The 26,142-nt window shown below is 69.4% G+C and carries 23 protein-coding genes; 11 read left to right on the forward strand and 12 right to left on the reverse strand.

From position 1 onward, the window contains the following. Window positions 1–49: 49 nt before the first annotated feature. The 5 genes from ACFOY2_RS50740 (at window position 50) to ACFOY2_RS50760 (ending at window position 5,422) form a co-directional block, all read left to right on the forward strand. A complete protein-coding gene (locus ACFOY2_RS50740; RefSeq protein ID WP_379535375.1) occupies window positions 50–262 on the forward strand; it encodes an MbtH family protein in 213 nt (70 codons plus the stop codon). A gap of 623 nt (window positions 263–885) precedes the next feature. Continuing rightward, on the forward strand, window positions 886–2,142 hold the full coding sequence (locus ACFOY2_RS50745; RefSeq protein WP_379535376.1) for an alpha-L-fucosidase: 1,257 nt from the start codon (window positions 886–888) through the stop codon (window positions 2,140–2,142). Between the two features lie 15 nt (window positions 2,143–2,157). Further along, a complete protein-coding gene (locus ACFOY2_RS50750; protein ID WP_379535377.1) occupies window positions 2,158–3,624 on the forward strand; it encodes an ABC transporter substrate-binding protein in 1,467 nt (488 codons plus the stop codon). 2 nt (window positions 3,625–3,626) lie between these two features. After that, window positions 3,627–4,514, forward strand: coding sequence for a carbohydrate ABC transporter permease (locus ACFOY2_RS50755; RefSeq protein WP_379535378.1), 888 nt, complete (start codon window positions 3,627–3,629; stop codon window positions 4,512–4,514). An 8-nt stretch (window positions 4,515–4,522) separates the two neighbouring features. Then, window positions 4,523–5,422 carry a carbohydrate ABC transporter permease gene (locus ACFOY2_RS50760; protein ID WP_379535379.1) on the forward strand — a complete coding sequence of 300 codons (900 nt, stop codon included), beginning with the start codon at window positions 4,523–4,525 and terminating at the stop codon, window positions 5,420–5,422. A gap of 6 nt (window positions 5,423–5,428) precedes the next feature. Here the strand turns inward: ACFOY2_RS50760 and ACFOY2_RS50765 are convergent, their stop codons facing one another. The 12 genes from ACFOY2_RS50765 to ACFOY2_RS50820 all read right to left on the reverse strand — a co-directional run bounded on the left by ACFOY2_RS50765 (window position 5,429) and on the right by ACFOY2_RS50820 (window position 20,435). After that, a complete protein-coding gene (locus ACFOY2_RS50765) occupies window positions 5,429–6,766 on the reverse strand; it encodes an MFS transporter (protein ID WP_379535380.1) in 1,338 nt (445 codons plus the stop codon). Window positions 6,767–6,838: 72 nt separating this feature from the next. After that, complete coding sequence (locus ACFOY2_RS50770; protein ID WP_379535381.1) at window positions 6,839–7,054, reverse strand: biotin/lipoyl-binding carrier protein; 216 nt, start codon at window positions 7,052–7,054, stop codon at window positions 6,839–6,841. A 21-nt stretch (window positions 7,055–7,075) separates the two neighbouring features. Beyond that, a complete protein-coding gene (locus ACFOY2_RS50775) occupies window positions 7,076–8,419 on the reverse strand; it encodes an acetyl-CoA carboxylase biotin carboxylase subunit (RefSeq protein WP_379535382.1) in 1,344 nt (447 codons plus the stop codon). Then, entirely contained in the window at window positions 8,416–9,195 is a 780-nt protein-coding gene (locus tag ACFOY2_RS50780) for a LamB/YcsF family protein (protein ID WP_379535383.1), read from the reverse strand. The genes ACFOY2_RS50775 and ACFOY2_RS50780 overlap by 4 nt, the downstream gene beginning before the upstream one ends. Next, window positions 9,195–10,187 carry a 5-oxoprolinase subunit C family protein gene (locus ACFOY2_RS50785; RefSeq protein ID WP_379535384.1) on the reverse strand — a complete coding sequence of 331 codons (993 nt, stop codon included), beginning with the start codon at window positions 10,185–10,187 and terminating at the stop codon, window positions 9,195–9,197. The genes ACFOY2_RS50780 and ACFOY2_RS50785 overlap by 1 nt, the downstream gene beginning before the upstream one ends. Further along, window positions 10,187–11,149, reverse strand: a complete 963-nt coding sequence (locus tag ACFOY2_RS50790) for a carboxyltransferase domain-containing protein (RefSeq protein WP_379535385.1) — start codon at window positions 11,147–11,149, stop codon at window positions 10,187–10,189. Before ACFOY2_RS50790 ends, ACFOY2_RS50785 begins: the two co-directional genes overlap by 1 nt. Before the next feature lie 35 nt (window positions 11,150–11,184). Beyond that, window positions 11,185–12,732 carry a purine-cytosine permease family protein gene (locus ACFOY2_RS50795; protein ID WP_379535386.1) on the reverse strand — a complete coding sequence of 516 codons (1,548 nt, stop codon included), beginning with the start codon at window positions 12,730–12,732 and terminating at the stop codon, window positions 11,185–11,187. A 129-nt stretch (window positions 12,733–12,861) separates the two neighbouring features. Beyond that, window positions 12,862–14,385 (reverse strand): PucR family transcriptional regulator, encoded by a 1,524-nt coding sequence (locus tag ACFOY2_RS50800; RefSeq protein ID WP_379535387.1) that lies wholly within the window; start codon window positions 14,383–14,385, stop codon window positions 12,862–12,864. Between the two features lie 100 nt (window positions 14,386–14,485). Then, on the reverse strand, window positions 14,486–15,136 hold the full coding sequence (locus ACFOY2_RS50805) for a class I SAM-dependent methyltransferase (protein WP_379535388.1): 651 nt from the start codon (window positions 15,134–15,136) through the stop codon (window positions 14,486–14,488). Window positions 15,137–15,836: 700 nt separating this feature from the next. Further along, complete coding sequence (locus tag ACFOY2_RS50810; protein ID WP_379535389.1) at window positions 15,837–16,901, reverse strand: DUF4185 domain-containing protein; 1,065 nt, start codon at window positions 16,899–16,901, stop codon at window positions 15,837–15,839. Between the two features lie 91 nt (window positions 16,902–16,992). Further along, on the reverse strand, window positions 16,993–18,177 hold the full coding sequence (locus ACFOY2_RS50815) for an ROK family protein (RefSeq protein WP_379535390.1): 1,185 nt from the start codon (window positions 18,175–18,177) through the stop codon (window positions 16,993–16,995). A gap of 137 nt (window positions 18,178–18,314) precedes the next feature. Next, entirely contained in the window at window positions 18,315–20,435 is a 2,121-nt protein-coding gene (locus tag ACFOY2_RS50820) for an alpha-galactosidase (protein WP_379535391.1), read from the reverse strand. A gap of 215 nt (window positions 20,436–20,650) precedes the next feature. Here ACFOY2_RS50820 and ACFOY2_RS50825 point away from each other — a divergent pair, with 215 nt between their 5' ends. From ACFOY2_RS50825 to ACFOY2_RS50850, 6 genes are all read left to right on the forward strand, one after another. Further along, complete coding sequence (locus tag ACFOY2_RS50825; RefSeq protein WP_379535392.1) at window positions 20,651–21,385, forward strand: ThuA domain-containing protein; 735 nt, start codon at window positions 20,651–20,653, stop codon at window positions 21,383–21,385. Beyond that, complete coding sequence (locus ACFOY2_RS50830) at window positions 21,382–22,365, forward strand: Gfo/Idh/MocA family protein (RefSeq protein ID WP_379535393.1); 984 nt, start codon at window positions 21,382–21,384, stop codon at window positions 22,363–22,365. Before ACFOY2_RS50825 ends, ACFOY2_RS50830 begins: the two co-directional genes overlap by 4 nt. Next, window positions 22,359–23,303 (forward strand): carbohydrate ABC transporter permease, encoded by a 945-nt coding sequence (locus ACFOY2_RS50835; RefSeq protein WP_379535394.1) that lies wholly within the window; start codon window positions 22,359–22,361, stop codon window positions 23,301–23,303. Before ACFOY2_RS50830 ends, ACFOY2_RS50835 begins: the two co-directional genes overlap by 7 nt. Then, the gene (locus ACFOY2_RS50840; RefSeq protein WP_379535395.1) at window positions 23,300–24,121 is read left to right on the forward strand and encodes a carbohydrate ABC transporter permease; all 822 of its coding nucleotides are present in this window, start codon (window positions 23,300–23,302) and stop codon (window positions 24,119–24,121) included. The genes ACFOY2_RS50835 and ACFOY2_RS50840 overlap by 4 nt, the downstream gene beginning before the upstream one ends. Continuing rightward, entirely contained in the window at window positions 24,118–25,341 is a 1,224-nt protein-coding gene (locus tag ACFOY2_RS50845; protein ID WP_379535396.1) for an ABC transporter substrate-binding protein, read from the forward strand. Before ACFOY2_RS50840 ends, ACFOY2_RS50845 begins: the two co-directional genes overlap by 4 nt. 29 nt (window positions 25,342–25,370) lie before the next feature. Beyond that, window positions 25,371–26,142, forward strand: a 772-nt coding sequence (locus tag ACFOY2_RS50850; RefSeq protein ID WP_379535397.1) for an alpha-L-fucosidase, incomplete at its 3' end; no start/stop codon positions are given.

The following is a 26,142-nucleotide window of genomic DNA, read 5'->3' on the forward strand; positions in this document are numbered from 1 at the left end:
GTCACCCGGTCTCCGGCCGCCGACCCCGCAAACCCAGAAGGGACCGAGCATGACCACCAACCCGTTCGACGACGCGGAGGGCCGTTTCCTGGTCCTGGTCAACGCCGAGAACCAGCACTCCTTGTGGCCCTGTTTCGCCGACGTCCCCATCGGCTGGACCGTCGTTTTCCCCGAGAACTCCCGTGCCGCCTGCCTGGACTACATCGAGAAGAACTGGACCGACCTGCGTCCTCGTTCCCTGACCAAGACCATGAACGGCTGACCACATCATTCCGCCCGGGAAACGCGGCCCCGGGCGGAATCCTTAATCCTCTCGCCGCCATATTTCCCGTCAAAGACAGATGAGTCCGGATTCGCGCCCCGCCACAGCGGCGAAGGCGCCCCGAGCAGCCCGCACGCGCCTGGAGTCCGAATCCGGGGAAGCGGTGCGTGAACCTCCCCGCCCGTCGCTGAAATGCGAGCGGGCGCATTTCCTCGGGGCCGGGAATGGTCCGCCTCGACCCGGCCCCTGACGGGACCTTCGCCGTAAAGCTCGGACCGATCCGGCGTGCCGTTTTCCGGTAGCCGGCGGAATACCACGGCCGGCCCGGGGCATCATCCCGCCGACCTTGCCGTGCCCGTTGACACCAGAAACATCGGATGTCATTCCGCTAGTACAACACTCGGCTGCGCGACGCAGGACACCTGGCGACATCGCGCAGCCGCTCTGCCCTGTATGCCCCTAACAGCCGAATCCATGCCAGGACGGCGGAGGGAAGCCGGGGCAGGTCAGCCGATCTCCGGCTCAAGAACCCTTGACCACATCCGATGTTTCGCCTACGTTACCCGCAAGTCGAGAGTTGCGAAACTTTTCGCGCTAGCCCCATAGGACAGAGGGTGTCACGGATGACGAATTCCCGCATCGACGAGTTCCGGCAGCGCAGGTTCGGCCTGTTCATTCACTGGGGGCTCTACGCCCTGGCGGCCCGCCACGAGTGGGTCAAGCAGCGCGAACACCTCACCGACGAGCAGTACCAGCGCTACTTCGAGCGCTTCGACCCCGATCTGTACGACCCCGACGCGTGGGCGGAGGCCGCGCAGCGGGCGGGGATGCGCTACACGGTGCTGACCGCCAAGCACCACGACGGCTTCTGCCTGTGGGACTCGGCTCTGACCGACTACTGCGTGAGCGGCACGCCGCACGGCAAGGACCTGATCGGCCCGTTCGTCGATGCGTTCAGGGGCAGAGGGCTCGGGGTCGGGTTCTACTACTCGCTGCTGGACTGGCATCACCCGGACTTCCCGATCGACGGGCTGCATCCGGCGTACGTGGAGGGCGGCACATTCCCCGACCGAGATGTCACGAAATATGCGGATTACCTGCACGGGCAGGTCGAGGAGCTGCTCACCCGCTACGGCCCCCTCGACACACTGTGGTTTGACTTCTCCTACGCCAACCGGATCAAGCAGGGCAAACGCATCTTCGGCGGCAAGGGCAAGGCCGAGTGGCGTTCGGAAGAGCTGGTGGAAAAGATCCGCCGCATCCAGCCGGACATCCTGCTCAACAACCGTCTGGAGCTGCCGGGCGACTTCACCACGCCGGAGCAGTTCCAGCCCCCCGCCCCGCTGTCGACGCTCTGGGAGGCGTGCCAGACGCTGAACGGAAGCTGGGGCTACCACCGCGACAACCACACCTGGAAGTCGCCCGGCATGCTCATCCGGATGCTGGTCGACTCGGTCTCCAAGGACGGCAACCTCCTGCTCAACGTGGGCCCCAACGGCCGGGGCGAGTTCGAGCCTCGGGCGCTCGAGACGCTGCGGGAGATCGGCGACTGGATGCGGCTGCACGGCCGGTCGATCCACGGCGCGGGATCCAGCCAGTTCCAGGCTCCCCAGGACTGCCGCTACACCCAGCGCGGCGACCGGCTCTACGTGCACGTCTTCTCCTGGCCGTACCGGCACCTGCACCTGCCGGGGCTGGCGGGCAAGGTCCGCTACGCGCAGTTGCTCAACGACGGGTCAGAGATCTCGATGTGGGCGCCCGACCCGAAGGTCGACAACGGGAACGTGAACTTCTTCACGCTCCCGGAAGGCACCCTCACCTTGGAGCTTCCCGTTCAGCCGCCGGACGTGGCCGTCCCGGTGATCGAGCTCTTCCTCTGAAAGGCGATACCCCCCATGCACAACCCCCTGCGCGGCCTGGACACCACCGGCCTGAGCCGGCGCCAGGTTCTCAGCCTCGCCGCCATGGCCGCGGCGGCCGTCCCCCTCACCGCCTGCGGGAGCGGCGAGCGCACCCGCCAGGCGGGCCCGACCTCCTCGGCGTCGAGCGACTCGGCGGTGATCAACCCGAACCGGCCGGAGAGCGCGCTGTTCCCCTACGACGAGGCGGAGAAGCTCTTCGACTCGCTGTCGTGGCCCAAGACCAACGTGCCGGAACCCAAATCCAAGGTCACCGTCACCGTCGCGATCATCCCGGGTCAGCGGCACGAGGTGCGGCAGGCCCAGTTCGCCAAGTTCTTCCCGAAGCTGCACCCCAACATCGAGATCAAGGTGGAGGTCACGCCGTTCGACGACTTCCGCACCAAGTACCTGACGGGCGCCGCCAGCGGCGTGCTGCCCGACCTGATGTACTCGCAGTTCCAGTGGGGGCAGAGCTTCATCAAGAGCGGCCTGTACCTGCCGCTGGACGACTACATCGCGGCCACGCCCGAGTTCAACCGCGCCGACTTCTCCGAAGCGGCGCTCAGCTACTGGGAGCGTGACGGCAAGCTCTACGCGCTGGGCACCGACTCGGCGCCCAAGCTGCTGTATTACAACAAGGAGGTCTTCGAGAAGGCGGGCGCCAAGGTGCCCGACTCCTCCTGGACCTGGGACAAGCTCATGGAGGCCGCACGCGGGATGGTCTCGGGCACGGGCGCGCAGAAGATCTTCGGGTTCACGCCGCTGCCCAAACCCACCACCGACCTCACCACCTCCTTCCTGCTCCCCCACGGCGGCCGCTACCTGACGGCCGACGAGAGGAAGTGCGTGATCCAGGAGCCGGCCAGCCGCGACGTGCTCAAGCGCTGGATCGACCTGCTGATCAAGGACAAGGCGATGCCCGACCTGGCCGAGACGCAGGCGACGGCGAAGATCGACCCGTTCATGCTGGGCAGGGCCGCCCTGTACGTCGGCGGTGCGTGGAACCTGCTCCACCTGCTCACCCTGCCGGCCAACGAGCAGTTCGAGTGGAGCGTGACGACCGTGCCCAGCGGTCCCGAGGGCCGCTTCACCCCGATCCTGGGCAGCTCCTTCGGCATCACCAACAAGGCACGCGACCCCGAGGCCGCGTGGATCGTGCTCAACTCCCTGCGTTCCTACGCCGGCCACCGCTTCTTCCTCGACACCCCGCCGTCGCGGCAGTCGGCGTTCGAGGAGAATCTCCGGGACCTCAAGCTCGACCAGGACATCATCGACACCACCAAGGAGTCGCTGCAGAAGTACGGCACCAGCGACGGAGTCCTCAGGCAGCCCGCGACGCCCAAGCTCGAGGACATGACCAAGCCGATCTGGGAGCAGGTCATGACGGGGTCGCTGTCGGTGGACGAGGGGCTCAAACAGATCAGCGAGCGCGTCACGCCGATGCTGGCGGAGAACGCCTGATCATGGCCGTCTCCCCGCTCGTCCGGCGCGAGGCCCGCCGGTTCCACCTGTTCGCCCTGCCGTGGAGCATCGGCTTCGTCTTCTTCACCGGCGGGCCCATCATCGTGTCGCTGGTGCTCAGCTTCACCCGCTACGAACTGCTGGAGTCCCCGCAGTGGGTGGGCCTGGACAACTACGTGCAACTGCTGCGTGACCCCGACTTCTGGATGGCGACGCGGAACACGATGTACTTCGGCGCCGCCTCCGCCGTGGCCGGTGTCGCCTACAGCCTCGCCGCCGCGCTGCTGCTCAACCTCAAGGTGCGCGGGCAGGCGGTCTTCCGCACGATCATCTACATGCCGTCGGTGATCTCGGGCATCGCCACCGCCCTGCTCTGGATCCACGTGCTGCATCCCGACTACGGGCTGATCAACTACCTGATCGGCCTCCTGGGCGTGCAGGGGCCCGGGTGGCTGACCGACGCGAGCTGGGCGATTCCCGGCCTGGTCATCATGACGACCTGGACCACAGGGAACGCGATGATCATCTTTCTGGCGGGCCTGCAGGGCGTGCCCGTCTCGCTGTACGAGGCAGCGCACCTCGACGGCGCCGGCTGGTGGAGCAGGTTCAGGCACGTCACGGTCCCGATGGTCTCGCCGGTCATCTTCTTCAACCTGGTGGTCGGGTTCATCGGCAGCCTGCAGGCCTACCAGCTCATCCTGTTCATGACCGACGGAGGACCGGCCAACTCCACCCTGGTCCTGGGCCTGTACGTCTACCGCTACGCCTTCAAGTACTTCGAGATGGGCTACGCCTCGACGATCGCCTGGGCGCTGTTCTTCCTCGTCATCGTGTTCACCCTGATCCAGTTCGCGCTCGCCCGCCGCTGGGTCCACTACGAGGTCAAGTAGGTCACGAGATGGCAATCAAGGTCCTGCCCGAACAGGCCCGCCCGGTGGAGAAGCGGCCCGTGACCCCCGACCAGGCCGAGCGGATCCGCAGGATCCAGCGGATGACGGCCTACGCGCTTCTCGTCCTGGGCTCGGCGGCCAGTCTGCTTCCGCTGCTGTGGATGCTCACCACCGCGCTCAAACCGCCCGGTGCCGTGTTGGAGTTCCCGCCGAGGTTCTGGCCGGAGGTCTTCACCTGGTCCAACTTCCCCGACGCGTGGATGGGCCTGCCGTTCAACACCTTCCTGCTCAACAGCACGGTGGTGACCGCGCTGTCGATCGTGGGCAATCTCATCTCCTGCATCCTGCCCGCCTACGCCTTCGCGCGGTTGCGCTCGCGCATGCGCGGCGTGGCCTTCGCGCTGATGCTGGGCACGATGATGATCCCGGCGCAGGTGGTCATCGTGCCGAGGTTCATCCTGTTCTCCGAGTTGGGCCTGGTGGACACCTTCTGGCCGCTGTTCCTGCCCAACTTCTTCGGCACCGCGCTGTACATCTTCCTGCTCAGGCAGTTCTTCACCACGATTCCGCAGGAGCTGGTGGAGGCGGCGCGCATCGACGGCGCCGGGGAGCTGCGGATCCTGTGGCGGGTCATGATCCCGCTGTCCAAACCGGCGATCGCGACCGTGACGCTGCTGTCGTTCGTCGGGGCGTGGGGCGAGTACATCGACCCGCTGATCTATCTGCGGTCGACGGAGAACTACACGATCCCGCTCGGCATCTCGCTGTTCCGCGGCCAGTACGCCGACGACTACAACCTGATGATGGCGGTGTCCATCCTTGCCCTGATTCCGGTCATCGTGGTGTTCCTGGCGGCGCAGAAGTACTTCATCAGGGGCATCATGCTGACCGGCATGGCGGGAAGATAGGGCCCGTCAGGGGCGCTCCACCTCGGGCGGCGTCTCGATCGGGACCGAGATGAGCCGCGCCGCGACCGCGCCGATCGTCGTCAGCACGAACGGGTAGACGCATAAGTACACCCGGAACGCGAGCCCGGGGTCGGCGCCGGGGTCGTCGCCCGAGTTGTAGCCGAAGAAGACGCCCAGCGACGTGAGCGCGAGCCCGGTCACGATCCCGTTCAGCCGGGTGAAGAAGCCGAACGCCGACAGGAAGAGCCCTTCGCGGTGCGCGCCGTTGCGCGCCGCGTCGGCGTCCAGCACACGCGCGACGATGAGGTCGTTCGTCGCGAGCATTCCCGACCATCCGGCCCCGACGAGCACCCCGGCGGCGATCGCGGTGACGAGGTCGGTGGCCAAGAACAGGGCCGCGAAGCTGGCCGCGAGGACCGCGAAGGCGAGCCGCCAGGTCCACAGGGCGCCACGGCGTGCGACGACGCGCGTCCACGCCACGAGGCCGCCCACCGAGACGAGGATGACGATGCCCTGAAGGTAGAGCGCGTTGCCGACCGGGAGCCCGAGCGAGTAGCGGACGTACAGTTGGATGCCCGACAGCACGAGCGCCATGGCTGTCCCGTAGCAGGCGCCGGTGAGCCCGACCGTCCAGAACATCGGGTTGCGCACGATCGACCACACGCTACGCAGCAGCAACGGCCGCTCGTGCGTGGAGTGGCGGGGGTTCTCGCGCACGCCGAGCGCCATGAACCCGATCACGACGAGCGCGATCACGCCGTAGATGACCGCCGTGATCTGGAAGCCCTGCGTGGACTCCTCGGTGCCGAACACGCTCGTCGTGAGCAACGGGGTGACCGCGAGCGAGATCACCAGCGCCACGAGCTGGAAACCCTGACGCAGGCCGTTGGCCACGGCGCGCTCGCGCTCGCTCGGGTACAGCTCGGGGAGCAGCGCGCCGTAGTTCGCGTTGAGCATCGAGTCGAACGCCTCGCAAAGGATCGCGAACACCGCGAACCACAACACCAGGCCGATGCCCCGCAGGGAGGTCGGCGCGGAGAAGAACGCGATCATGCAGGCCGCGAGCATCGGCGTGCCGACGAGCAGCCACGGCCGGCGTCGCCCGAACCGGCTCCTGGTGCGGTCGGACAGGTGGCCGAGCAGCGGGTTGTCGATCGCGTCGATGACCGCGTAGATCACCATGACCACGCCGTAGGCGCGCACGTCGAGCCCGAGAATGTCGACGTAGAAGAGGATCATCGATCCCTTGATCATGTTGATCGGGATGGAGGTGCCCAACATCCCGATGGCGTAGCGCCACGCGGGGGTCCGCCCCGGGGCGGAGACCGTACCGGGCTGGGACACGCGATCACCTTCCTTGGCGACGCCGATGCCTGCACAATAGCGTCTCCACGCGCCCCCGCGATCACCGCCGGCTCAGCCGACTTCGGCGATCGGGTCTCCTTCCTGGACGATGTCGCCCTCCTTGACGGCGAGCGTCCGTACGGTGCCCGCGACCTCGGCTTCCACGGGGATCTCCATCTTCATCGACTCGAGGATCACCAGGGCGTCGCCGACCTCGACGGGGTCGCCGGGGGCGACCAGGACCTTCCAGACGTTGGCCGCGAGGTCGGCCGTGATCCGCTGCGTCATGTGCACTCCTTCAGTAGGGGGTCAGCGCCGGTTGCGCAGGCGCGTGACGATGGTGGTGGTGTACGAGCCGTCGGCGAAGGCGGGCTCGCGCAGGAGCTCTTCGAAGAAGGGCAGGTTGTGCTTGGGGCCCTGCACGACGAAGGCGGCCAGCGCCGCACGCGCCCGCTCCAGCGCCGCGTCGCGGTCGTCCGCGTGCACGACGAGCTTGGCCATGAGCGAGTCGTAGGCGGGAGTCACCGTGGTGCCCTCGGCGTATCCCGCGTCGACCCGTACGCCGTCGCCGGACGGCTCGCTCCAGGCGGTGATGGCTCCGGGGCCGGGCAGGAAACGCACCGGGTCCTCGGCGTTGACGCGGAACTCGACGGCGTGACCGCGCGGCCGCAGCGTGGCCGGGTCGGCGGAGGGCGGCAGCCCGGCCGCGACGCGAAGCTGCTGCTCGACCAGGTCGATGCCCCAGACCTCCTCGGTGACCGGGTGCTCGACCTGCAGCCTGGTGTTCATCTCCAGGAAGACGAAGTCCTGGTCGCCGGGCTCGCCGTGGACGAGGCATTCGACGGTTCCCGCGTTGCGGTAGCCGACGGCTTTGCCGATCTGCACGGCGACGGCGTGCATGCGCTCGCGCAGGTCCGCGTCGAGCCCGGGTGAGGGCGTCTCCTCGACCAGCTTCTGGTTGCGGCGCTGCACCGAGCAGTTGCGGTCGCCCAGGGCGACGACGGTGCCGTCGGCGAGCCCCAGGATCTGCACCTCGACGTGCCGGGCGTCGGGGTAGTACCGCTCAAGGAGGATCCCGGGGTCGCCGAACATCCGCTCGGCGAAGTCACGCACGGCCGTGATGTGTTTGCGCAGTTCGTCCGGGTCGGCGGCCACGGCCATGCCCATGCCGCCGCCGCCCGCCGCGGCCTTGACCATGATCGGATATCCGATGTGCGTCGCCGCCGCGACCGCCTCGGCCCCGCCGGTCACCGGGTCGGGGGTGCCGGGCGCGACCGGAGCCCCGGCGGCGGCCACGGTGTTCCTGGCCCGGATCTTGTCGCCCATGAGCTCGATGACATCGGGATCCGGCCCCACCCAGACGAGCCCGGCCGCCTGGACACCACGGGCGAAGCCGGCGTTCTCGGACAGGAATCCGTAGCCGGGGTGCACGGCGCGGGCACCGGTGCGCTCGGCCGCGGCGAGGATCGTCTCGGCGTCCCGGTAGGACGTGGCCGCCCCGATCGGCACGGCCTCGTCGGCCTCGCGGACGAACGGCAGATCCGCGTCAAGGTCACTGTGCACGGCGACGGTGCGCACGCCCAGCCGCCGGGCGGTGCGGATCACGCGGCGGGCGATCTCGCCGCGGTTGGCCACCAGCAGCGACTCCATCATCGCGGGCCCCCTTCCGCGGAGAGCAGGCCGGCGATCGGCACGACGTCGATCCCGTTGGCGGTGAGGGCACGCCGTACGGCGGCGGCCACCTCGGGGCCGTTGGGCGCGTCCCCGTGCAGGCAGAGGGACAGGGCCTCGACGTCGAGTTCGGTGCCGTCCTCGGCGTTCACCTTGCCGTCGAGGACCATCCTGACGGCCCTGTCGGCGACCAGGCCGGGATCCCAGGCACGCTTGACCGGCTCGATGATCAGGTGAGCGTCGCGGTCGTAGTGCAGGTCGGGGAAACCCTCGGGCACCAGCCGGACGCCCTCGGCCTCGACGGCCGAGGCGGCGCCGCGATGCAGCAGCACGAGCGGCAGCGAGGCGTCCACCTTGGCGGTCGCGCGCGCGATCGCGGCGGCCAGCGCCGGATCGTCGGAGGCCATGACGTACAGCGCCCCATGCGGCTTGACATGCGCCAGGCGACCGCCCGCGGCCCGGACGAACGCCTCCAGCGCCCCGATCTGGTAGAGGCAGTAGTCCTCGACGTCGCCGGGCGGGATGGTCATCCGCCGCCGCCCGAACCCCATGAGGTCGGGGAAGGCGACGTGCGCGCCGATGGCCAGCCCGTGTTCGACCGCGGCCTCGACCGTGCGCCGGATCGTCGGCGGATCGCCCGCGTGATAGCCGGTCGCGATGTTGACCGAGGACAGGTGGGGCATCATCCCCCGGTCGTCGCCCAGGATCCAGCGGCCGAAGCTCTCTCCCATGTCGCAGTTGACGTCGATCCTGGGCATCACAGCTCCTCGTAGTGTCGCGGATCGGTGGTGTAGTCCACGCGCTGCGCCAGCGCGAGCGCCTCGTCCAGCGAGACCTCCCTGAACCGGATGGTGTCCCGGCCGGGCCGGAGCTGGCCGACCTTCCACAGGCCCGCGTGGACGACGGTGCCGATCACGGTGAACCCGCCGGCCGTGGGACCGTCCGGGCCGAGGATGACCGGCACGTCCCCGTTGGTGTTGATCCCGCCGATCGGATAGCTGCCGTCGAGCACGTTGGACGGGTGACCGCCCGCGACACCGCCCGAGGGACGCGCCCAGGCGAACCGGTGCGGATCCAGCCGCGTCCCGACCCGGTTGGAGTTGAGGTCGACCTTCCACTGACGGCCGACGAAGTCCTTCCAGTCCTGCTCGGTGAGGAAGTCCGGATCGGCGTGCGGGCCGCGCATCACCTCGATCTCCCAGTTGTTGCCGAGCATCGGCCGCAGCGCCATCGGCAACCTCAGCCGCGCCGGATCGGGGACCGGCCGGCCGTTCAGCACGTCGCCCTTCATCAGGGCGCGGCCCTCGACGCCGCCGATGCCGCCCATCGTGTACGTGGCCCGCGACCGCATCACCACGGGCACGTCGATGCCGCCCGCGACCGCGAGGTAGAGCCGGAAGCCCGGCCCCTTGACGATGGAGCAGGCGATCTCGTCGCCGGGCGCGACCCGTACGGTCTCCCACAGCGGCAGCGGCGCGCCGTTGAGCGTCAGGCCCGACCCGTCGGCGCCGGTCACGGCGACGGAGGTCTCGGCGAGCACGCGCAGGCGCAGCCGGCCCATCGGGATCTCCAGCGCCGCGGCGCCCGGGTCGTTGCCGACGAGCACGTTGGCGACCCGGAACGACAGGTGGTCGACGGGACCCGCGGGGAAGAACCCCTTCGACTGCAGGCCAGGGCGTCCCGGATGGTCCTGCACCGTCGTCTGCAGACCGGGCGAGATCACGTCGAACAGTCCGTACGTACCCGGCATCACGGCACCTCCGTCTTCGCCGCGGCGGCCTCACGGGCGGAGCCGAGCTTCTCGGCCTCGGCACGCACCCCGGCGCTGCGCTCGATGTAGTCGGCGACCGAGAACGGGTCGTCCTCGATCGTGTACTCGTAGCGGTTCTCCAGCACGTCCCTGCGCAGGGCGAGCACCTCGTCCTCGCTCACCCGCTCGAAGCGCACCCTGTCGCCGGGGCGGATCAGGATCGGGTCGTCGCGGAAGACGTCGTGGCGGGCCAGGATGTCGAAGACGGTGATGGTGCGGCCGAAGAGCTGATATCCGCCCGGCGACTCGACCGGGTAGATCGCCACGCACGGGCCGCCGATGCCGACCGCTCCCTCGGCCGTCCACGTGCGGGTGGGGTTGTACTTCGGAACGGTGATCGCGTTGCGCGGGTCGAGCGGGAACATGAACGGCAGGCCGGGGAAGAAGCCGGTGTAGGCGTTCCACCATTCCGTCCCGGTCACCGTGGCGTACAGCGCCTCGCGGTCGGGGAGTCCGTTGTACTCGACGATGTAGTCGATGTTGGAGTTGTCCCGGATGTTCGGGGCGTCCTGCCGGATCGTGGTGGCATAGCGCCGCACCGCCTCACGCGACTCGGAGTCGTCGAAGGCGATGGGCAGGGTGATCAGCCGGCTCGGGATCACCAGGGAGCGCACCGGAGGCTGGGCGTCGTGCGCCTCCTCGACCGCCGCCAGCAGGTCGTGGTGGCTGATCGTGCCCGGATCGTAGTGCAGCAGCAGCGACCGGAACCCGGGCGCGGCCTCGATCAGGCCGGCGACGGGATTGGCGGCGAAGTGCGCGGAGACCGAGGTGACGAAGAAGTTCAGCTCCAGATGGAGCGTCATGTCCCCGTACTCGACGAGCACGTGCCGGTCGCCGGCGGCCCGGTAGGCGATGGCCGGCCGATCGCCCCTGGCGGGGCTCTCGGTGATGATGGCGTTCATCCCTTCCTCTCTCCTGTTGAGCGAATGGTTCTTCTTCAGCGGACGGCGCGGGCCAGGGCGGCGGAGTCGGCGGCGCAGGCCGAGCAGATGGCGGCGCCGTTCGCGCTCGGGTCACGATCCATCTCGACGGCGACGTAGGACCGGTCGCAGACGTGACACAGGATGCGGGCCCGCCAGACGTCCTCGACCTCGTCACGCGGGTCGCCGCCACGGACGCGGACCGCGCTCGGCGCGAACCTGAGCGCCGCGTAGTACAGGCCGGCGGCCAGGACGACCGTGATGAGGGGCGCCAGCTGCGCGAGCGCCGCGTTCGCCCCCTGCTCGGTCAGCACGATCCCGGCGGCCGAGGCCGCCAGCCAGGCGGCCGCGCCCGCGGTCAGCGGGACGAGCCGTCCTGTCCTGAACTCGGGCAGGCCGTCCCGGTCCGCCGGCGACACGGCGATGTGCACCAGCGCGATCGCCACCCACGCGGTCACGAAGACCCCCTGCCAGGCCAGCGCCTTCAGCAGGTAGCCGAGGACGTCCGTGAGCATCAGCAGGTACGCGATCGCTCCGGCCACCCCGACCCACACCGCCCTGGGCAGCCGGAGGCGGAGCACGCGGGCGGCGAACGCCTCCAGGTTCGTGGAGGCCAGGTAGTAGTTCGCCGTGTTGATGCGGGTCTGCGACACGAAGATCAACAGCACTCCCGCGAAGCCGAGCGACCGGATGACGGCGTCGACCACCCCGGTCTCCGATCCTGAGATCTCCCAGGCACGCAGCAGGTAGATGCCGATCAGGCCGTTGACGCCGAAGGTGAAGGTGTAGAAGACCCAGCCGAAGGTCACGGTGCCGTGGAAGCGGGTGTCCTGCGGGCGGCCCAGCCGGGCGTAGTCGACGGTGTACATCATCATGATCCACACACCCATGTAGATCAGGTACGACGTCAGCCACCCCGGCAGCGGCGCCTGGGAGGCGACCGAGTGCAGCCAGACCTGCGGATAGCCCTGCTTGACCGTCGCCGCGATCACCACGGCGATCAGGCCCAGGACGTAGAACGGGAGCAGGACCCCGTTGAGCTTGTCCAGCCAGGCGCGTACGCCCCCGATGACCAGGGGAAGCGCGTAGGCCACGGCGACGAGGTACCAGATCTTGAGATTCCCGCCGAAGTACCCCTGGAGCGCGACGGCGACGATCGAGCCCTCGAAGACCCCGTAGTACAGGGCGGTGGCCGCGAAGATCAGCGGTGCCAGCGCCGAGCCGAGCGTGCCGAACAACCGGCGCGAGAGCAGGGCCACGGTCAGGCCCGTGCGGGCCGCGTACCGTGACAACACCAGGTTGACGACGCCGTACGTCGCGATCGACAACACCATGCCGGCGATCGTCGCCGGCGCGCCGACGGCGTCGGCCGAGGCCACCGCGACATACAGCCAGAACATCGCCGAGAACATCGCCCACCAGGCCATGGCCAGCGACCAGCGGCCCGCTCGCCAGGAGGTGGGCACGACATGGGTGGAGTAGTCCTCGGTGGCGGCCTCACGGACGACCCGGGGATCGTCCTCGAACGAAACCGTGAGCGTGGAGGGCGGGGTTGTAATGGTCATTTGGGGGGTCCTCCTGAATCGTCGCGTATCGCGTCCGATGGAGACCAAGCATGCGGGGTGAAGGCCCTGAGCAGAATGCGCGATCCGGGTACTGCGGTCGTTCATCTCCGCGTTTCGCGGTATTGGCGCTCAGGCCGGCTCGTCTTCACCGGGTGTGTCCCTGACGGTGAGCGCCGTCCAGATCTCCGCGCGCAGCCCCGGATCGGAGAACGTCCGGCCGAGCGCCGTCTGGGCGCGGTCGAGCCGGTAGCCGAGCGTCCTGCGGTGAATGCCGAGCGCCGCAGCGGACGCCTCCGCGTGCCCGTTGTGGGCGAGGAACGTCCGCACGGTGCCCAGCAGGTCGATGCGCCGCGCCTCCTCCGTCTCCAAGGGGGCCAGCAGCGCGTCCGCCCAGCCGCGGGCAGCGGTCGCCTCCACGTGCGCGAGCAGCCCGAGCTCCGCCACGTCCCGCGTGGTCAGCAGCCGTTGCACCGCCGCCGGGGGCAGCGTGTCGGCGAGCGTCGCGACGCGTTGCCACACGCGGGGCAGATCCGCCATGGCGACCGGGTCGCTCACCGCTCCCCTGCTGCCGGCCACCGAGCTGAGCGCGGACTGCAGCACGCCGATGTCCCCTTCGACGGCGGGCACGACCACGACGGCCCGTCTGCCGGAGTCGCCGGCGACCAGCGCGGAAACGATCTGCAGGCTGCGATCGTTCTCCAGCACCTCCAGCAGGTCTCCGCGCAGCTCCGGCTCGGCGATCAACGCCGCGACGCGGACGGGCTCCTCGGGCAGCGGCAGGCCGAGCCGGGCCGCCACCTGTCCTGCCACCTCGTGCCGCCCCGACAGGACGAGCGTGAGCACCGCGGCGCGTTCTCGCCGTTCGCTGTCGAGCAGGTCGGCGGCCCTGGCGACGTCCAGGGACAGCAGCGCGACCGCCGCGTCGATCACGCCGCGTTCGTGCGCCGTGGGCGGCTCGCCCCGCCCCACGGCGAGCAGCCCTGACGGCCGCTCGGCGCGCCCGACCGGCAGCACGGTCACGCGTGTCCCGCCCAGGTCGAACGCCGCCGCGCTCCAGGAGCGCTGCTGCGACACCGCGAGCCGGATCCGCTCGGCGTGGCGGCGGGCGTCGTCCGGTGAACCGGCGAGCAGGTCGCCGTTGCGCGACAGCAGCAGGACCCAGGCGCCGAGCTGGTCGGCCAGCGCGGCGACGAGCGAGCGGTGGGCCGGTGGCGTGGCCGCCGCCCGCAACAGCGCCCGGTGCCGTTCCAGAGCCAGGTCCTGCTCTGATCTTTCTTCGCAGGAGAGCCCGTCGGCGACCGCGCGCACGATCGCGGCGAAGGGCGTGCTCGGCGGGATCTCCACGACGCTCAGGCCGTGCCGCTCGGCGGCGGCGAGCAGGTCCCCGGGGACGCGGCCGTGGCTCAGGCCCACGCCGAACCCCAAGGCGGACACCCCGGCCCGGACGATCCTGTCGACGTAGTGCGGCCAGCCGGCGCTCGTCTCCTCCAAGCCCAACCCGGTCGTGAGCAGCATGGTGCCAGGGCCGAGGTGAGGCGTGGGGTCCACCTGGTCGCTGACGTCGGCCCAGCGCACTTCGACGGCCGGGTTTCCGCCGCGCAGGGTCAACTGCAGCTTCCGGTTGTTCAGCAACCGCGCGAGCGTGACTGGCACACGCGCAGGCTACCGCTGCCATCCGGACATTTCACCACCGCCGCCGGTGCGGCTTGGGCCTGCGCGTCACCTGCGAGGCCGCCCCTGGGCGGCGGGCGGGTTACGGCCTGGGCCTGCGGGCGTGCAGGACGTAGGCCGGTGGCCAGTTCCGCCAGACGGTGCGGCTCGGCACCACTTCCTCGAACCGGTCGGCGAGCAGGTCACGGAAGCGGCGCGCTGAGCTCAGCGGGGTGGCGTGGAGGTAGGCGAAGGTGGCGAAGGCGCCCGATGGCGCGAGGACGTCGGCCGTGGCGTCCATGATCTGCCGCTGGGTGGCCGCCGAGAACAGGGCCCAGGGCAGACCGCTCACCATCACATCGGCGCGGCCGATGCCCCGCTCGTCCAGGAGGCGCCGCAGGTGCCGGGCGTCCTCCTGGATCACCTCGGCCCCCGGATAGCGGGTGCGCAGCAGCCCGGCCAGGCGCGGGTTGACCTCGATGGCCAGATGGCGGCCACGCCCGTCCAGCCTGCGCTGGATCTCCGCGGTGAAAGGCCCGGTGCCGGGGCCCAGCTCGACCACCACGGGCGCGCCGCGTTCGGGAAGTGAGCAGGAGATCGCGCGGGCGAGGTGCTGTGAGCTCGGCGCGATGGCGCCGATCCGGAGCGGAGATCGCAACCACTGCCCCAGGAACGTCGTCAGGTCGTTCGACGGGGACGGTGTGGCGTGTCCGCGGTCCTGATCCCCCAGGGGAGCGGCGGGGTTGGTGGTCATAAGTCCTCGGAAGATATGCGGATTGGGGCGAAGTCAGGCGTGGCGAGCCGCCTTCCGGGGTCTTCACCCCCGCAGGTCGTTCCCCATTACGGGGTCATGGTGAGGATAGTCCGTCCGAGCGACTGGAACGCGAACCGATCATGGATCGGCGCGGAGTGGGCCGGCGGGCAAATCTCCCACCTGTCGATTTCACGGCACAGGTTGCAGAGGTTACACACACGGATGGGCGCGATCTACCCGGGGAGGACAATCTTCACCCGTACGGAATTCGCGTTCCCGGTGATCAACGGTGGGTGTGGGAGCGTCTGCTCATGGCCGAACATCACGATGAGGACGACGATTCCTCCCATACAGATCCGCCCGATGCCCTGCCGGCCGCAGCGCTGGGAGAGATCGGGCGGACGGTCCGGGATGCCCTGACAAGCCGACCCCGAACCGTCCGCTTATGCGCGATACTCGCGACCGCTGGTGCGAGCATCACTCCACCGTTGATCATCGCATTGACCCTCGCCTTAGTGATCGTCAACGGGCGGTAGCAGCAGCCTCCCAGGCGGCTCAGGGCTCTTCCGTCCGAGGGTGGAAGAGTCTGATCCTCCTGGGAGGGTTTGTTCATCCGTGATGAGTTCTACGCCCCGGCGGCGCACATTCCTCTACCCGGAAATTCGAACACGTGCTTCGTTTTCCGCCGACGCCCGAGTGCTCACCTGAAGCCGCGTACGCGGAACTGCATCACCCGGTACGGCCAGTTCGTCTGCGTGTTCCACTGGCTGACCGACAGGTGCAGCGAGTCGAGGGTGGAGCCCGGGATGATGTAACCCCCGTAGAGCTGGGCCACGTGGCTGTCGTCCTCGGCGCCCCACGCGCCGCCCCACAGCAGCGTACGGCGGTGTGCCGTGTACAGGTTCGACGTGGGCGTGTCCATGATGATGCCGTCGATCCGGTAGTCGCCCGCGTTGAACCACGTGAGCACCCACTTGCCGCCCAGCGGACGCAGGCACAACTCCCCGAACTTGCCCTCCAGGATGGGCGTCGGCGGGTTGCCCCAGGCCCAGGCCCCGTTGCGGTAGCCCCACGGCTCGTACGCGTTCAGGTCCGTGATCCGGTTCTTGCGTACCCGATGCAGGATGATCGGCCGGCTCCGGGTGAAGGCGGTCGAATAGACGTAGACGAACCCGTCGTTGCCGAGCCCCCAGGTCAGGAGCTGGAACAGGCCGCCGTGTAGGTCGGCGGGGAACTTGGCGCCGGTGTGCGTCCATGTCGCGCCCGAGTCGCTGGAGCGCCAGATCTCGGTCCATACGACGTTCCCGAGGCCCTTGTTCACCATCGCGTGCAGGTACATGACGCCGTCGATCGTGATCACGTCGGAGGGCAGCACCGTGGAGAAGACCGGGTTGTCGTGCGGGTAGTCCCACAGTTGCTGCGCCGCCGCGCCGCCCACCGCGCCCGACCAGGTCACGCCCGCGTCCAGGTTGGTGGTCGTCGACCAGAGCGCCACCGGCGAACGCCACCATCCGCCCCCGACCCGCGCCTCCTCGAACGTGTCGCCGAACATGAACAGGATCCGCCCGTCCGGCGTGCGTACGGGGATGCCGAGGTCGGTCGCCTGCATGCGGAACCGGTCGGTCAGTCCGGGCCCGGTGAGATTCTTGATCTTGGTCACTTGAAGGGCCGCGGACGCGTGCGCCTCGGTGGCGTCGCTCAGCGTGGTTCCGAGCACGAGCCCGGCGGTGGTCTTGAGGAACGTCGATCGCTTCATCGGTCGCATACGCGGCGCTCCAAAGATCGAGAAATCGATTGCTGACCTAAGTGTGCGCCACGCCCGTTGATCGCACCAGTCCTCATTTTCCTGCGGATCGTCAGACCGTGGCCGGTTTCGGCGCGGGCGTCAGTTCGGTGAACAGACGCTCTTCGGCAACGTCGAGAGCGCTGCGGACGGCTCCGATGGCCGAGGCGTGGTCGCCCATGACCGAGCAGACGACCGTCGGCGGGAAGTCCGTCTCGCGTTCGACGCGGACGCGGACCGGCTCGCGGATGGCCTCGCCCGCGGCCGAGATGCCGCCCCCGATGATCACCAGTTCGGGGTCTATCGTCACCATGACCGGCGCCAGGCCCTGGACGAGCAGGTCGGCGAACGCGTCGATGCCCGCCTGGGCGGCCGCGTCGCCCGCCTTGGCCGCATCGAAGATGGCCTGGATCGCGTCGTCCTGGTCCGCTCCCCGCCTGGGCGCGAGTTCGAGCAGCTGTTCGTAGGCGTGCGCCCACTGCAGCCCGCGCCACAGGCCGATCTCGGCGGCGGCGCCGTGCCGGCCGGCGTGCGGCCTGCCCGCGACCAGCAGGCCGGTGCCCATGCGGTGGCCGACGTGGACGTAGACCACGTCGGAGGCGTCGCGGGCCACGCCCTTCCAGTGTTCGGCCAGCGCGGCCATCCGCATGTCGTTGAAGACCTGGGTGGGGATGCCGAACCGGTCCTGGACGTGTTTGCCCAGGTCGACGCCGTCCCAGTCGGGGATGGCCGGCGCGTGGGCGACCTTGCCGTCGGGGCCGACGACGCCGGGCGTGGCGATGGCCGCGCACGAGATGTCGGCGGCGGACAGGCCGGCTGCGGACAGGGCCGAGGCGATCGTCCTGTTCATGATCGCCAGGCGCCTGGCGCGGGAGGAGGCGGGGCGGAGCGTCTCGCGGCTTTCTGCGACGATCTCCCCGGACAGGTCGCTGACGAGCACCAGCACCTTGTGGCCGCCCATGTCGACGCCGAGCACGTGGCCGGCGCTCGGTCGGAACTCGAAGCGCTGCGCCGGCCGCCCCACCCGGTCCTTCTTGCCGACGGCCTGGTCGGAGGCCTGGATCCAGCCCGCGTCAAGAAGGTCGGAGATCGCCTGGCTGGCGGTCGGGCGGGAGATGTTGGCCGCGGCCGCGATCGCGGTGATCGTGTGGCTGCCGCCGCCGTACAGCACGCGCAGCACGGACCGCAGGTTGAGCCTGCGGACCACGGACGTGTCGCCGCTGAGCTGCGTCGCCGACCGAACCATGAACGAGGTCATCCGTTTCGCTTTCTGCTCCGTTGCCTACAGTCTGGACGCTGAAGCGCCGCTCCGACGACGGCCCGCGCGGGCACGGCGCCGAGGTGGTACCGATCATGATCGCGGATCACCGGGGAGGCCGGCGTCGGGCGGTTCATTCACGGCGCGGTGTCCGGGAGCGCCGAGATCTCGATGAGCATCGCGGTCTCGGGGCGCAGCGCGGGCAGCCGGACGCCGACGGTGCCGAGCGTCGCGCCGCCGAAGCGGGCGGGCGAGTCCAGCCAGCCGGGCCGGTTGCCGAGGTCGTCCCTGTTCGGGCCGACGAGCCGGACCGTGTAGCGGCGGGCCGGGTCGAGCCCGGGGAAGGTGATGCGCCCCGCGGGCTCCTCGTCGGAGCGGCGCAGCGCCGCCACCGAGTAGAGCGCCAGTTCCGGCCTCACCACGCCGGTCAGCCAGCGGCCTGAGCTCGGGTACTCGTCACGGACGAGCGTGCCGGAGTGCAGCAGGCCCCGGTAGCGCTTGTAGATCTCGATCCACCCGGCGAGTTCCGCGGTTTCCGCGTCGTCCAGCTTGGTCAGGTCGAGTTCCAGGCCGAAGTGCGCGAACAGCGAGGTGATCGCCCGGAAGGCGAGGTCGTGGCGGCGGCCGGTGGTGTGGGAGACGGCGGAGGCGACGTGGCCGCCGATGAGTTCGAGCGGGATGAGCTGGCTGGTCCAGCGCTGGATGGTCTGGCGTTCGAGCGGGTCGATGCAGTCGGAGGCCCACACCCGGTCGGTGTGCTCCAGGATCCCGAGGTCGACGCGGGCGCCGCCGGACGAGCACGACTCGATCTCCAGCCCGGGGAACGCCGCGCGCAGTTCGTCCATCAGCCGGTAGGCGGCCAGGGTCTGCCGGTGGACGCCGGGCGCTTCGATCAGGTCGCGGTTGTGGTCCCATTTGAGGTAGCCGACGCCGTACTCGGCGATGACCGCGGACAGCCGCGCGAGCACGTGGTCGAACGCCTCCGGGTTGGCGAGGTCGAGCACCTGCTGCCAGCGTGAGGCGGGCGGCAGCTGGGGGCGCGCCCGCATGATCCAGTCCGCGTGCGCGACCGCGAGTTGGGAGCGCGGGCTGACCATTTCCGGCTCGACCCACAACCCGAACGTCATGCCGAGTTCCTTGACCCGCTCGACCAGCGGGTGGAGCCCGTCGGGCCAGCTCTGCTCGTCCACGAACCAGTCGCCGAGCCCCCGGTCGGGGCCGTTCCTGCGGTGGAACCAGCCGTCGTCCAGCACGAACCGCTCCACGCCGATCGCGGCCCCGCGCTCGGCCAGCGCGAGGAGCGTGTCGAGGTCGTGGTCGAAGTACACGGCCTCCCACACGTTGAGGTTCACCGGGCGGGGCGATCCGGGATGGTGCGGCCGCGCCCTGAGGTGCCGGTGGAAGCGGGAGGCCAGTTCGTCGAGCCCGTCCGCCCATCCGAAGAACAGCTCGGGCGGGTCGTAGCTCTCCCCCGGCCGCAGCACGATCTCCCCCGGCAGCAGCGACTCTCCGCCGCCGAGCGTCCTGAAGCCCTCGCCCGTGCGCTCGGCCCAGGTGCGGTGGTTGCCGCTCCAGGCCGTGTGCACCGCCCACACCTCTCCTGACCGGAACCCGAACCCCTCGACGCCCGCCACCACCATGGTCGCCGCGTCGGCGCCGGTGCGGCCCCGCCGTCCCTCGCGAAGATGCACGCCCATGTTGAACGGCCCCCGCTGTGGTTGCCGCTCCCGCGACCACCGCCCGGCCAGGTCGAGCAGTTCCCCTGCCCGCTCGGGCACGGGCAGCACGGTCGAGACCGCGTCGACCCGGTAGTCGTCGTCCCCGTCGTTCCTCACGGCGGTGCGCAGCCGGACCAGCCCGCTGCCGGTCAGCTCGATCGTGAGCCGCAGCCCGAGCGCGGTGCTCGGGTCGGCCGCCTCGACGGTGAGCCGCTGTCCTTCCTGGACGGCCGTGTTCACGGTGAAGCGGGGCGCCCATGCCTTGCCCTGGCGGGAGCCGGACAGCCCGGGGATGCCGAACCATCCGGTGTGCCCCTCCGGCAGCACCGAGTGTGAGACGGGAACGTCGATGAGGTTGTCCACGTGCGGCGGGACGGCGGCCGCCGCCATCGCGTCGAGCTCGTCCTGCCCGCACGGGCCCGGGTCGGCGCCCCAGTGGACGACGGTGGGCAGAGCGGTGGAGCGGAGGTCGAGGATCAGGGCGACGCCGGCGGATCGTAGCTGAACGACGCGCCGCGCGGCGGCGGAAGGCTTCGTCATCCTGACCTTTCTGAGTCATGTCATCGGATGTCTCACGCAAGGTCTTCCGCAGCGTGAGGAGTCACCTGACTCGACGCACCCGGTGTCTTCCCTCGCACGGACCCCCCATTGTGGCGAGATGCAGCATACCTTATTATGGAGAGAGCTTGCATAAATAGAAGCCTCTTCTTACGATACGTCCGATGTATCAGCTCGGCGGATGGGTTCGAGAACGTATGAACGTGACTGTGTGGAACGAGTTCTACGAGGAGCGGAAGTTTCCCAGCGTCTCGTCGGTGTATCCCGACGGACTGCACGTCGTGCTCAGACAGGCGCTGGTGGAACAGCTCGGCCCCGACGCCGGCGTGCGCGTCGCGCTCCAGGAGGAGCCCGAGCACGGTCTCAGCCAGACCGTCCTGGACGACACCGACGTGCTGCTGTGGTGGGGCCACCTCAAACAGGAGGAGGTCTCCGACGAGGTGGTCGAGCGGGTCAGGCGGCGCGTGCTCGACGGCATGGGCCTGCTCATCCTGCACTCCGCCATCGGATCGAAGCTCACCAGGGCGCTGCTCGGCACGTCCGGCGACATGACCGGCTGGCGGCACGGCGACAGCGAGCTGCTCTGGACGATCCTGCCCGGCCACCCCATCGCCGGCGGCGTCCCCAACCCCGTGGTCATCCCCTCGGGCGAGATGTACGGCGAGCCGCTCGACATCCCCGCACCGGACGAGCTCGTCTTCATCAGCTCCTACCAGGGCGGCGAGGTGCTGCGCAGCGGCTGCGCCTGGTTCCGCGGCAGGGGCCGGATCTTCTTCTTCGCCCCCGGCCACGAGGAGGCCCCGATCTACTTCCAGCCCGAGATCAGGCGCGTGCTGGCCAACGCCGTACGCTGGGCGGCGCCACCTCCCGAACCCCAGCCGAAGGCGACCAGACAGGGCGAGTGGCCGAAGAACTGGTGGGCCGAGTCATGATCGACCTGATCCAGATCGGCCTGGGCCCCTGGGGGACCGACTGGGCCACCAAGATCATTCCGCAGCTCGCCGACGTCAGAGTGACCGGCTGGGTGGACACCGACCCGGACGCGCGGGCCGCGTTCGCCGCCAGAACCGGCACCGACGCCGTGTTCGCCTCGGTGGAGGAGGCGTTGGCGGCCACCGGAGCCGTGGCCGCGATCGCGCCGGTCGCGATCGGCGCGCACGCGGCCGTGGCCGGGCAGGTGCTGCGGGCCGGCGCGCACCTGCTGCTGGAGAAGCCGTTCGCGCTGGACACCGCCACCGCCAGAGAGCTGTCCGACCTCGCCGCGGAACGCGGCCTGGTCTTCGGCATCGACCAGAACTACCGCGTCTTCCCCGCTGCCCCGGTCGTCCGCGACCTGATCGAACGGCAGGCCGTCGGAACCATCCGCCGAGTCTCGCTCGAATGGCATCGCGACCACCAGGGCGTCAGAGACTCCAACTCCCTGGTCGAGCTGGCCATCCACCATTTCGACCTCATGCGGTACCTGTTCGGGCGCGAGGGCGTGGCCATCACGTGCGTGCCGGCGACGCCGGTGCGTTCCGCCCAGGACCGCACGCCGGGGGCGAGCCTCATCGTCGAGCTGGACGGGGGCCTCACGATCGACTACGTGCTGGCCAGCCAGGGAGTCGACGCGCAGACGCCGTGGCCGGGCGTGTGGCGGATCTCCGGCGACGAAGGGCTGCTGCGGTGGGGCGGGCCGGACGACCACCGCGCCGTGTCGATCACCGACGCTGCCGGGACCGTGACCGCCGTCGAGGTGCCGGAGCTGCCGTTGTTCGAGCGGGCCGGGGTGCTGCGCGCCTTCGTCGACGCGATCGCGGGCTCGGGCGTGCCGACCTCGCCCGCCGCCGACAACGCGCACAGCGTCGCGATGCTGGAGGCCGCGCTGACCTCGGCGCGCACCGGGGAACGGACGAGGGTCCAACGATGGTGACGGCCGCGAACCCGGCAGGCGAGCGGGTCGCGACGGCCGGACGACGACGGCGGCAGGGCGGAGGCGAGGTGCTGTTCGGCCGCAGGACGATGGTGTTCTTGCTGCCGGGAGCCGCCTATCTCGCGGTGTTGTCGGTCTATCCGCTCATCGACCTGTTCCGTACGGCGTTCTCCGACGTGACCGCCGCGAACCTGCTGGGTGAGCGGCCGTTCAACGGGCTCGCCAACATGTGGCGGGTGATCGAGGACCCGTCGTTCGGCTCCGTGGTGCTGCAGACGCTGGTCGTCGTCGCGATCGTGCTCGTGCTGGGGCTGGCCGGCGGGTTCGCCGCCGCGCTGATGCTGCGCCCTCGGACGCGGTTGAGCAGCGTCACGCTCGGCGTGATGGTGTTCGTCTGGACACTGCCGCCGGTGGTCGCCGGGAATCTGTGGAAATTTCTGCTTGAGTCGGGCGGGCCGGTCAACGCCGTGCTGCTCTGGCTGCACGTGATCCAGCAGCCGATCCCCTGGCTCGCCAACGGCACGTTGGCGATCGTCGTGCTCGGGCTGGTCAACGCCTGGATGGTGGTGCCGTTCTGCGCGCTCGTGCTGCGCGCGGCGCTGCTCGACGTCTCCAAGGAACTGCTGGAGGCGGCCGCGCTCGACGGCGCGGCGGGCTGGAAGGTGACCAGGTACATCGTGCTGCCGCTGCTGCGGCCCGTCATCTCCATCCTCGGCGTGCTCGTGGTGATCAACGCCTTCCGCTCGTTCGACCTCATCTTCGTCATGACGAGCGGCGGACCGGGCACCGCCACGACCACGCTGCCCTACCTGGCCTACCAGCAGGCGTTCAAGTTCTACGAGTTCGGCCAGGGCTCGTTCACCGCGACGTTGTCGCTGGTCATCGTGCTCTTCCTGAGCGCCGTCTACCTGCGGATGAACCGGAGGGAGGGCCCATGACCGACGGCAAGCGCAACACGGCGGTCACCGTGGCCGGCTGCGTGGTCCTGCTGGCGGTCTACGCCCTGCCGCTGTACTGGCTGCTCGCGACCTCGTTCAAGAGCATGAAGGACGTGTTCGCCGGGTCGGCGGCCGTGTTCTTCACACCCACCGCGCAGGCGTACGTCGATGTGTGGAACGGCGGCTTCGCCACCTCGGCGGGCAACTCGCTGATCATCGCCGTGGCCACCACGGTCATCGTGCTGGCCGTCGCCGTGCCCACCTCCTACGGCCTGGCCCGGCTCAACGGCGTGGTGGTGACCGGCGGGCTGGCCCTGCTGGTGATCCTGCAGATGGTGCCGACGACCTCGACCCTCATCCCGCTCAACCGGCTGCTGGCCCAGTGGGGGCTGACCGGCAACCTGTACGGCGTCGCGATCGCGATCGCCGCGACCAACCTGCCGTTCAGCATGCTGCTGCTGCGGCCGTTCTTCACCGGGGTGCCGATCGCCGTCGAGGAGGCCGCCGCCAGCGACGGCGCGAACCGGTGGCAGCGGTTCGTGAAGATCGTGCTGCCGATCACCCGCAACGGGATCGCGACCGTGGCCACGCTTACTTTCATCGGGGCGTGGGGCGAGTTCCTGTACGCGATCACCTTTCTCAACGACCCGGTCCTGTACCCGGTCAGCGCGCTACTCGCGCAGCAAATGTCCTCCTACGGGGTGAACTGGCCGGGCTTGATGGCGGTCTCCGTCCTGGTCTCGGTCCCGACCGTACTGATCTATCTGTTCGGGCAGCGACTGCTGGTCGGCGGCATCACGATGGGAAGCGTGCGTTGATCTCTGTAAGACTCCGCGTGGTCGCGGCGGCGACGGCCCTGTGCGCCCTCGCCGCGTGCGGCACCGCCGGCTCCGGCGGCGCGGCCAATGCCAACCAGGTCACCTTCTGGCACTACTACGCGCAGGGCATCCCCGCCACCGCGAAGTTCACCAAGGACCTCGGCGACATCTACGCCAAGGCCAAGCTGCCCAAGCCGCTGAACAGCGTCTACGTGCCGGCCGAGCAGCTCACCCAGAAGGTCGTCTCCTCGGCGGCCACCAGGCAGGGCCCCGACGTGTTCGTCCAGGGCGGCGCCGACCTGCTCCAGCTCGTCAAGGCCGGCGCGATCGCCGACTTCACCGCGCAGTTCGACGCGTTCAAGGACAAGGCCCAGATCCCCGACGTCAACGTCATCAAGCACGACGGCAAGGTGTACGGCGTGCAGGGCTTCAACAACACCACCGCCCTCTGGTACAACAAGACGATCCTGGACGAGCTGGGCATCGCACCGCCGACCACGATGGACGAGCTGAACGCCGCCCTGGAGAAGATCGGCAAGAAGTACGTCGGCATCGGCCTGGCCGGCCAGGGCGAGCAGGACGTCAACGCCTTCTCCTTCATCACCGCCTACGGCTTCGACTATTCCAAGCCCGGCGCCGCGGCTCTGGAGAACGCCTTCAAGCTGGTCGGCGGCTGGGCCGAGAAGGGCTACGTGCCCAGGGACGCCGCCACCTGGACCCCCGACGTGGCCTTCCAGAAGTTCGCCGCCGGCGGCATGGCCTTCGTGGTCGGCGGCAACTGGCAGTACGGCAACGCCAAGAAGACCGCGTCCTTCGAGTACGGCGTGGTTCCCGTGCCCAACGGGCCGGCCCCGGCCAAGGTCTACCAGTTCGGCGACAACGTCCACATCAGCGCGTTCACCAAGGACAAGGACGCCGCCTTCAACGCCGTCGCCTCCATGTTCCTCAGCAAGGAGGGCGAGCTAGCCGCCCTTGAGGCGGGCAGCATGCCGGTGCGCGAGGACCTGGCCGGCACCGAGGGCATGAAGGACCCGATCTACAGCCAGTTCAACAAGGCCCTGGAGAACGGCGTGCCGTACCTGCTGCCGGGCTTCGGCACCGAGCTGACGCAGATGCGCAAGCCGGTGGCCGAGGCGTGGAGCTCCGTGCTCGCCGGACAGTCCACGCCGCGCGAGGCGGCCGCCAATGCCGTCGCCGCCGTCCAGCGCGCCGCCCAGTAGTCCCCGACACCTTCGAGGGAGCAATCCGCATGCGCCTGCGTGCCACCCCCGTCATAGCTCTCGTCCTGGCGATGATCGCCACTCTGCTGAGCGCCGCACCGGCCGGCGCGGAGGTCGTCCATCCCCGCCAGCAGTGGTTACGAGACTCCACCGCGGGCCTGTTCCTGCACTGGGGCATGTTCACCGCACCCCGCCACCTGGACTGCGCGGCCTGGGAGCGCGACGTCACCGAGGGCGGCTGGAACGCCGACTACTGGATCGACCAGACGCGTGACCTCGGCGCCTCCTACATCGTCCTGGCGACCTTCCACAGCGCGCTGGGGTACGCGCGTCCCTGGCCCTCCGCGGTTCCCGGGAGCTGCGCCACCCGCCGTGACTTCCTCGGCGAGCTGGTGAAGGCCGGGAAAGCGAAGGATGTCCGGATCATGCTCTACATGACCGACGACCCGCAGTGGCACGACAGCCAGGGCGTCGAGATGCTCGACTCGGCCGCGTACTCGGCCTACAAGGGACGTCAGGTCGATCTGACCACCCGTCCGGGTTTTGGGATGTTTAGCTATGACCTGTTCGTTGAGGTTATGGAGAAATATCCGGACCTGGCTGGGTTCTGGATCGACAACGAGAACGAGTACTGGCAGCAGAACGGCCTGTACGAGAAGGTCCGCGAACGCCGTCCCGACTGGTTGCTGAGCAACAACAACACCGACACCCCGATCATGGACACGGTCAGCAACGAGCAGAAGACCGGCATGACCCCCTCCTACGACTACCCGCAAGCCGCATGGACCCCGATGCCCCGCC

It is taken from the genome of Nonomuraea purpurea, from assembly GCF_042650645.1.
In the GTDB taxonomy this organism is placed as follows: Bacteria; Actinomycetota; Actinomycetes; order Streptosporangiales; family Streptosporangiaceae; genus Nonomuraea; species Nonomuraea purpurea.

Bases quoted from the DNA above. Each gene is read 5' to 3' on its own strand.
- ACFOY2_RS50740 (WP_379535375.1), top strand. From the start codon at position 50: ATGACCACCAACCCGTTCGACGACGCGGAGGGCCGTTTCCTGGTCCTG.
- ACFOY2_RS50745 (WP_379535376.1), top strand. From the start codon at position 886: ATGACGAATTCCCGCATCGACGAGTTCCGGCAGCGCAGGTTCGGCCTG.
- ACFOY2_RS50750 (WP_379535377.1), top strand. From the start codon at position 2,158: ATGCACAACCCCCTGCGCGGCCTGGACACCACCGGCCTGAGCCGGCGC.
- ACFOY2_RS50755 (WP_379535378.1), top strand. From the start codon at position 3,627: ATGGCCGTCTCCCCGCTCGTCCGGCGCGAGGCCCGCCGGTTCCACCTG.
- ACFOY2_RS50760 (WP_379535379.1), top strand. From the start codon at position 4,523: ATGGCAATCAAGGTCCTGCCCGAACAGGCCCGCCCGGTGGAGAAGCGG.
- ACFOY2_RS50770 (WP_379535381.1), bottom strand. From the start codon at position 7,054: ATGACGCAGCGGATCACGGCCGACCTCGCGGCCAACGTCTGGAAGGTC.
- ACFOY2_RS50775 (WP_379535382.1), bottom strand. From the start codon at position 8,419: ATGATGGAGTCGCTGCTGGTGGCCAACCGCGGCGAGATCGCCCGCCGC.
- ACFOY2_RS50780 (WP_379535383.1), bottom strand. From the start codon at position 9,195: ATGCCCAGGATCGACGTCAACTGCGACATGGGAGAGAGCTTCGGCCGC.
- ACFOY2_RS50785 (WP_379535384.1), bottom strand. From the start codon at position 10,187: ATGCCGGGTACGTACGGACTGTTCGACGTGATCTCGCCCGGTCTGCAG.
- ACFOY2_RS50790 (WP_379535385.1), bottom strand. From the start codon at position 11,149: ATGAACGCCATCATCACCGAGAGCCCCGCCAGGGGCGATCGGCCGGCC.
- ACFOY2_RS50795 (WP_379535386.1), bottom strand. From the start codon at position 12,732: ATGACCATTACAACCCCGCCCTCCACGCTCACGGTTTCGTTCGAGGAC.
- ACFOY2_RS50805 (WP_379535388.1), bottom strand. From the start codon at position 15,136: ATGACCACCAACCCCGCCGCTCCCCTGGGGGATCAGGACCGCGGACAC.
- ACFOY2_RS50810 (WP_379535389.1), bottom strand. From the start codon at position 16,901: ATGCGACCGATGAAGCGATCGACGTTCCTCAAGACCACCGCCGGGCTC.
- ACFOY2_RS50815 (WP_379535390.1), bottom strand. From the start codon at position 18,177: ATGACCTCGTTCATGGTTCGGTCGGCGACGCAGCTCAGCGGCGACACG.
- ACFOY2_RS50820 (WP_379535391.1), bottom strand. From the start codon at position 20,435: ATGACGAAGCCTTCCGCCGCCGCGCGGCGCGTCGTTCAGCTACGATCC.
- ACFOY2_RS50825 (WP_379535392.1), top strand. From the start codon at position 20,651: ATGAACGTGACTGTGTGGAACGAGTTCTACGAGGAGCGGAAGTTTCCC.
- ACFOY2_RS50830 (WP_379535393.1), top strand. From the start codon at position 21,382: ATGATCGACCTGATCCAGATCGGCCTGGGCCCCTGGGGGACCGACTGG.
- ACFOY2_RS50835 (WP_379535394.1), top strand. From the start codon at position 22,359: ATGGTGACGGCCGCGAACCCGGCAGGCGAGCGGGTCGCGACGGCCGGA.
- ACFOY2_RS50840 (WP_379535395.1), top strand. From the start codon at position 23,300: ATGACCGACGGCAAGCGCAACACGGCGGTCACCGTGGCCGGCTGCGTG.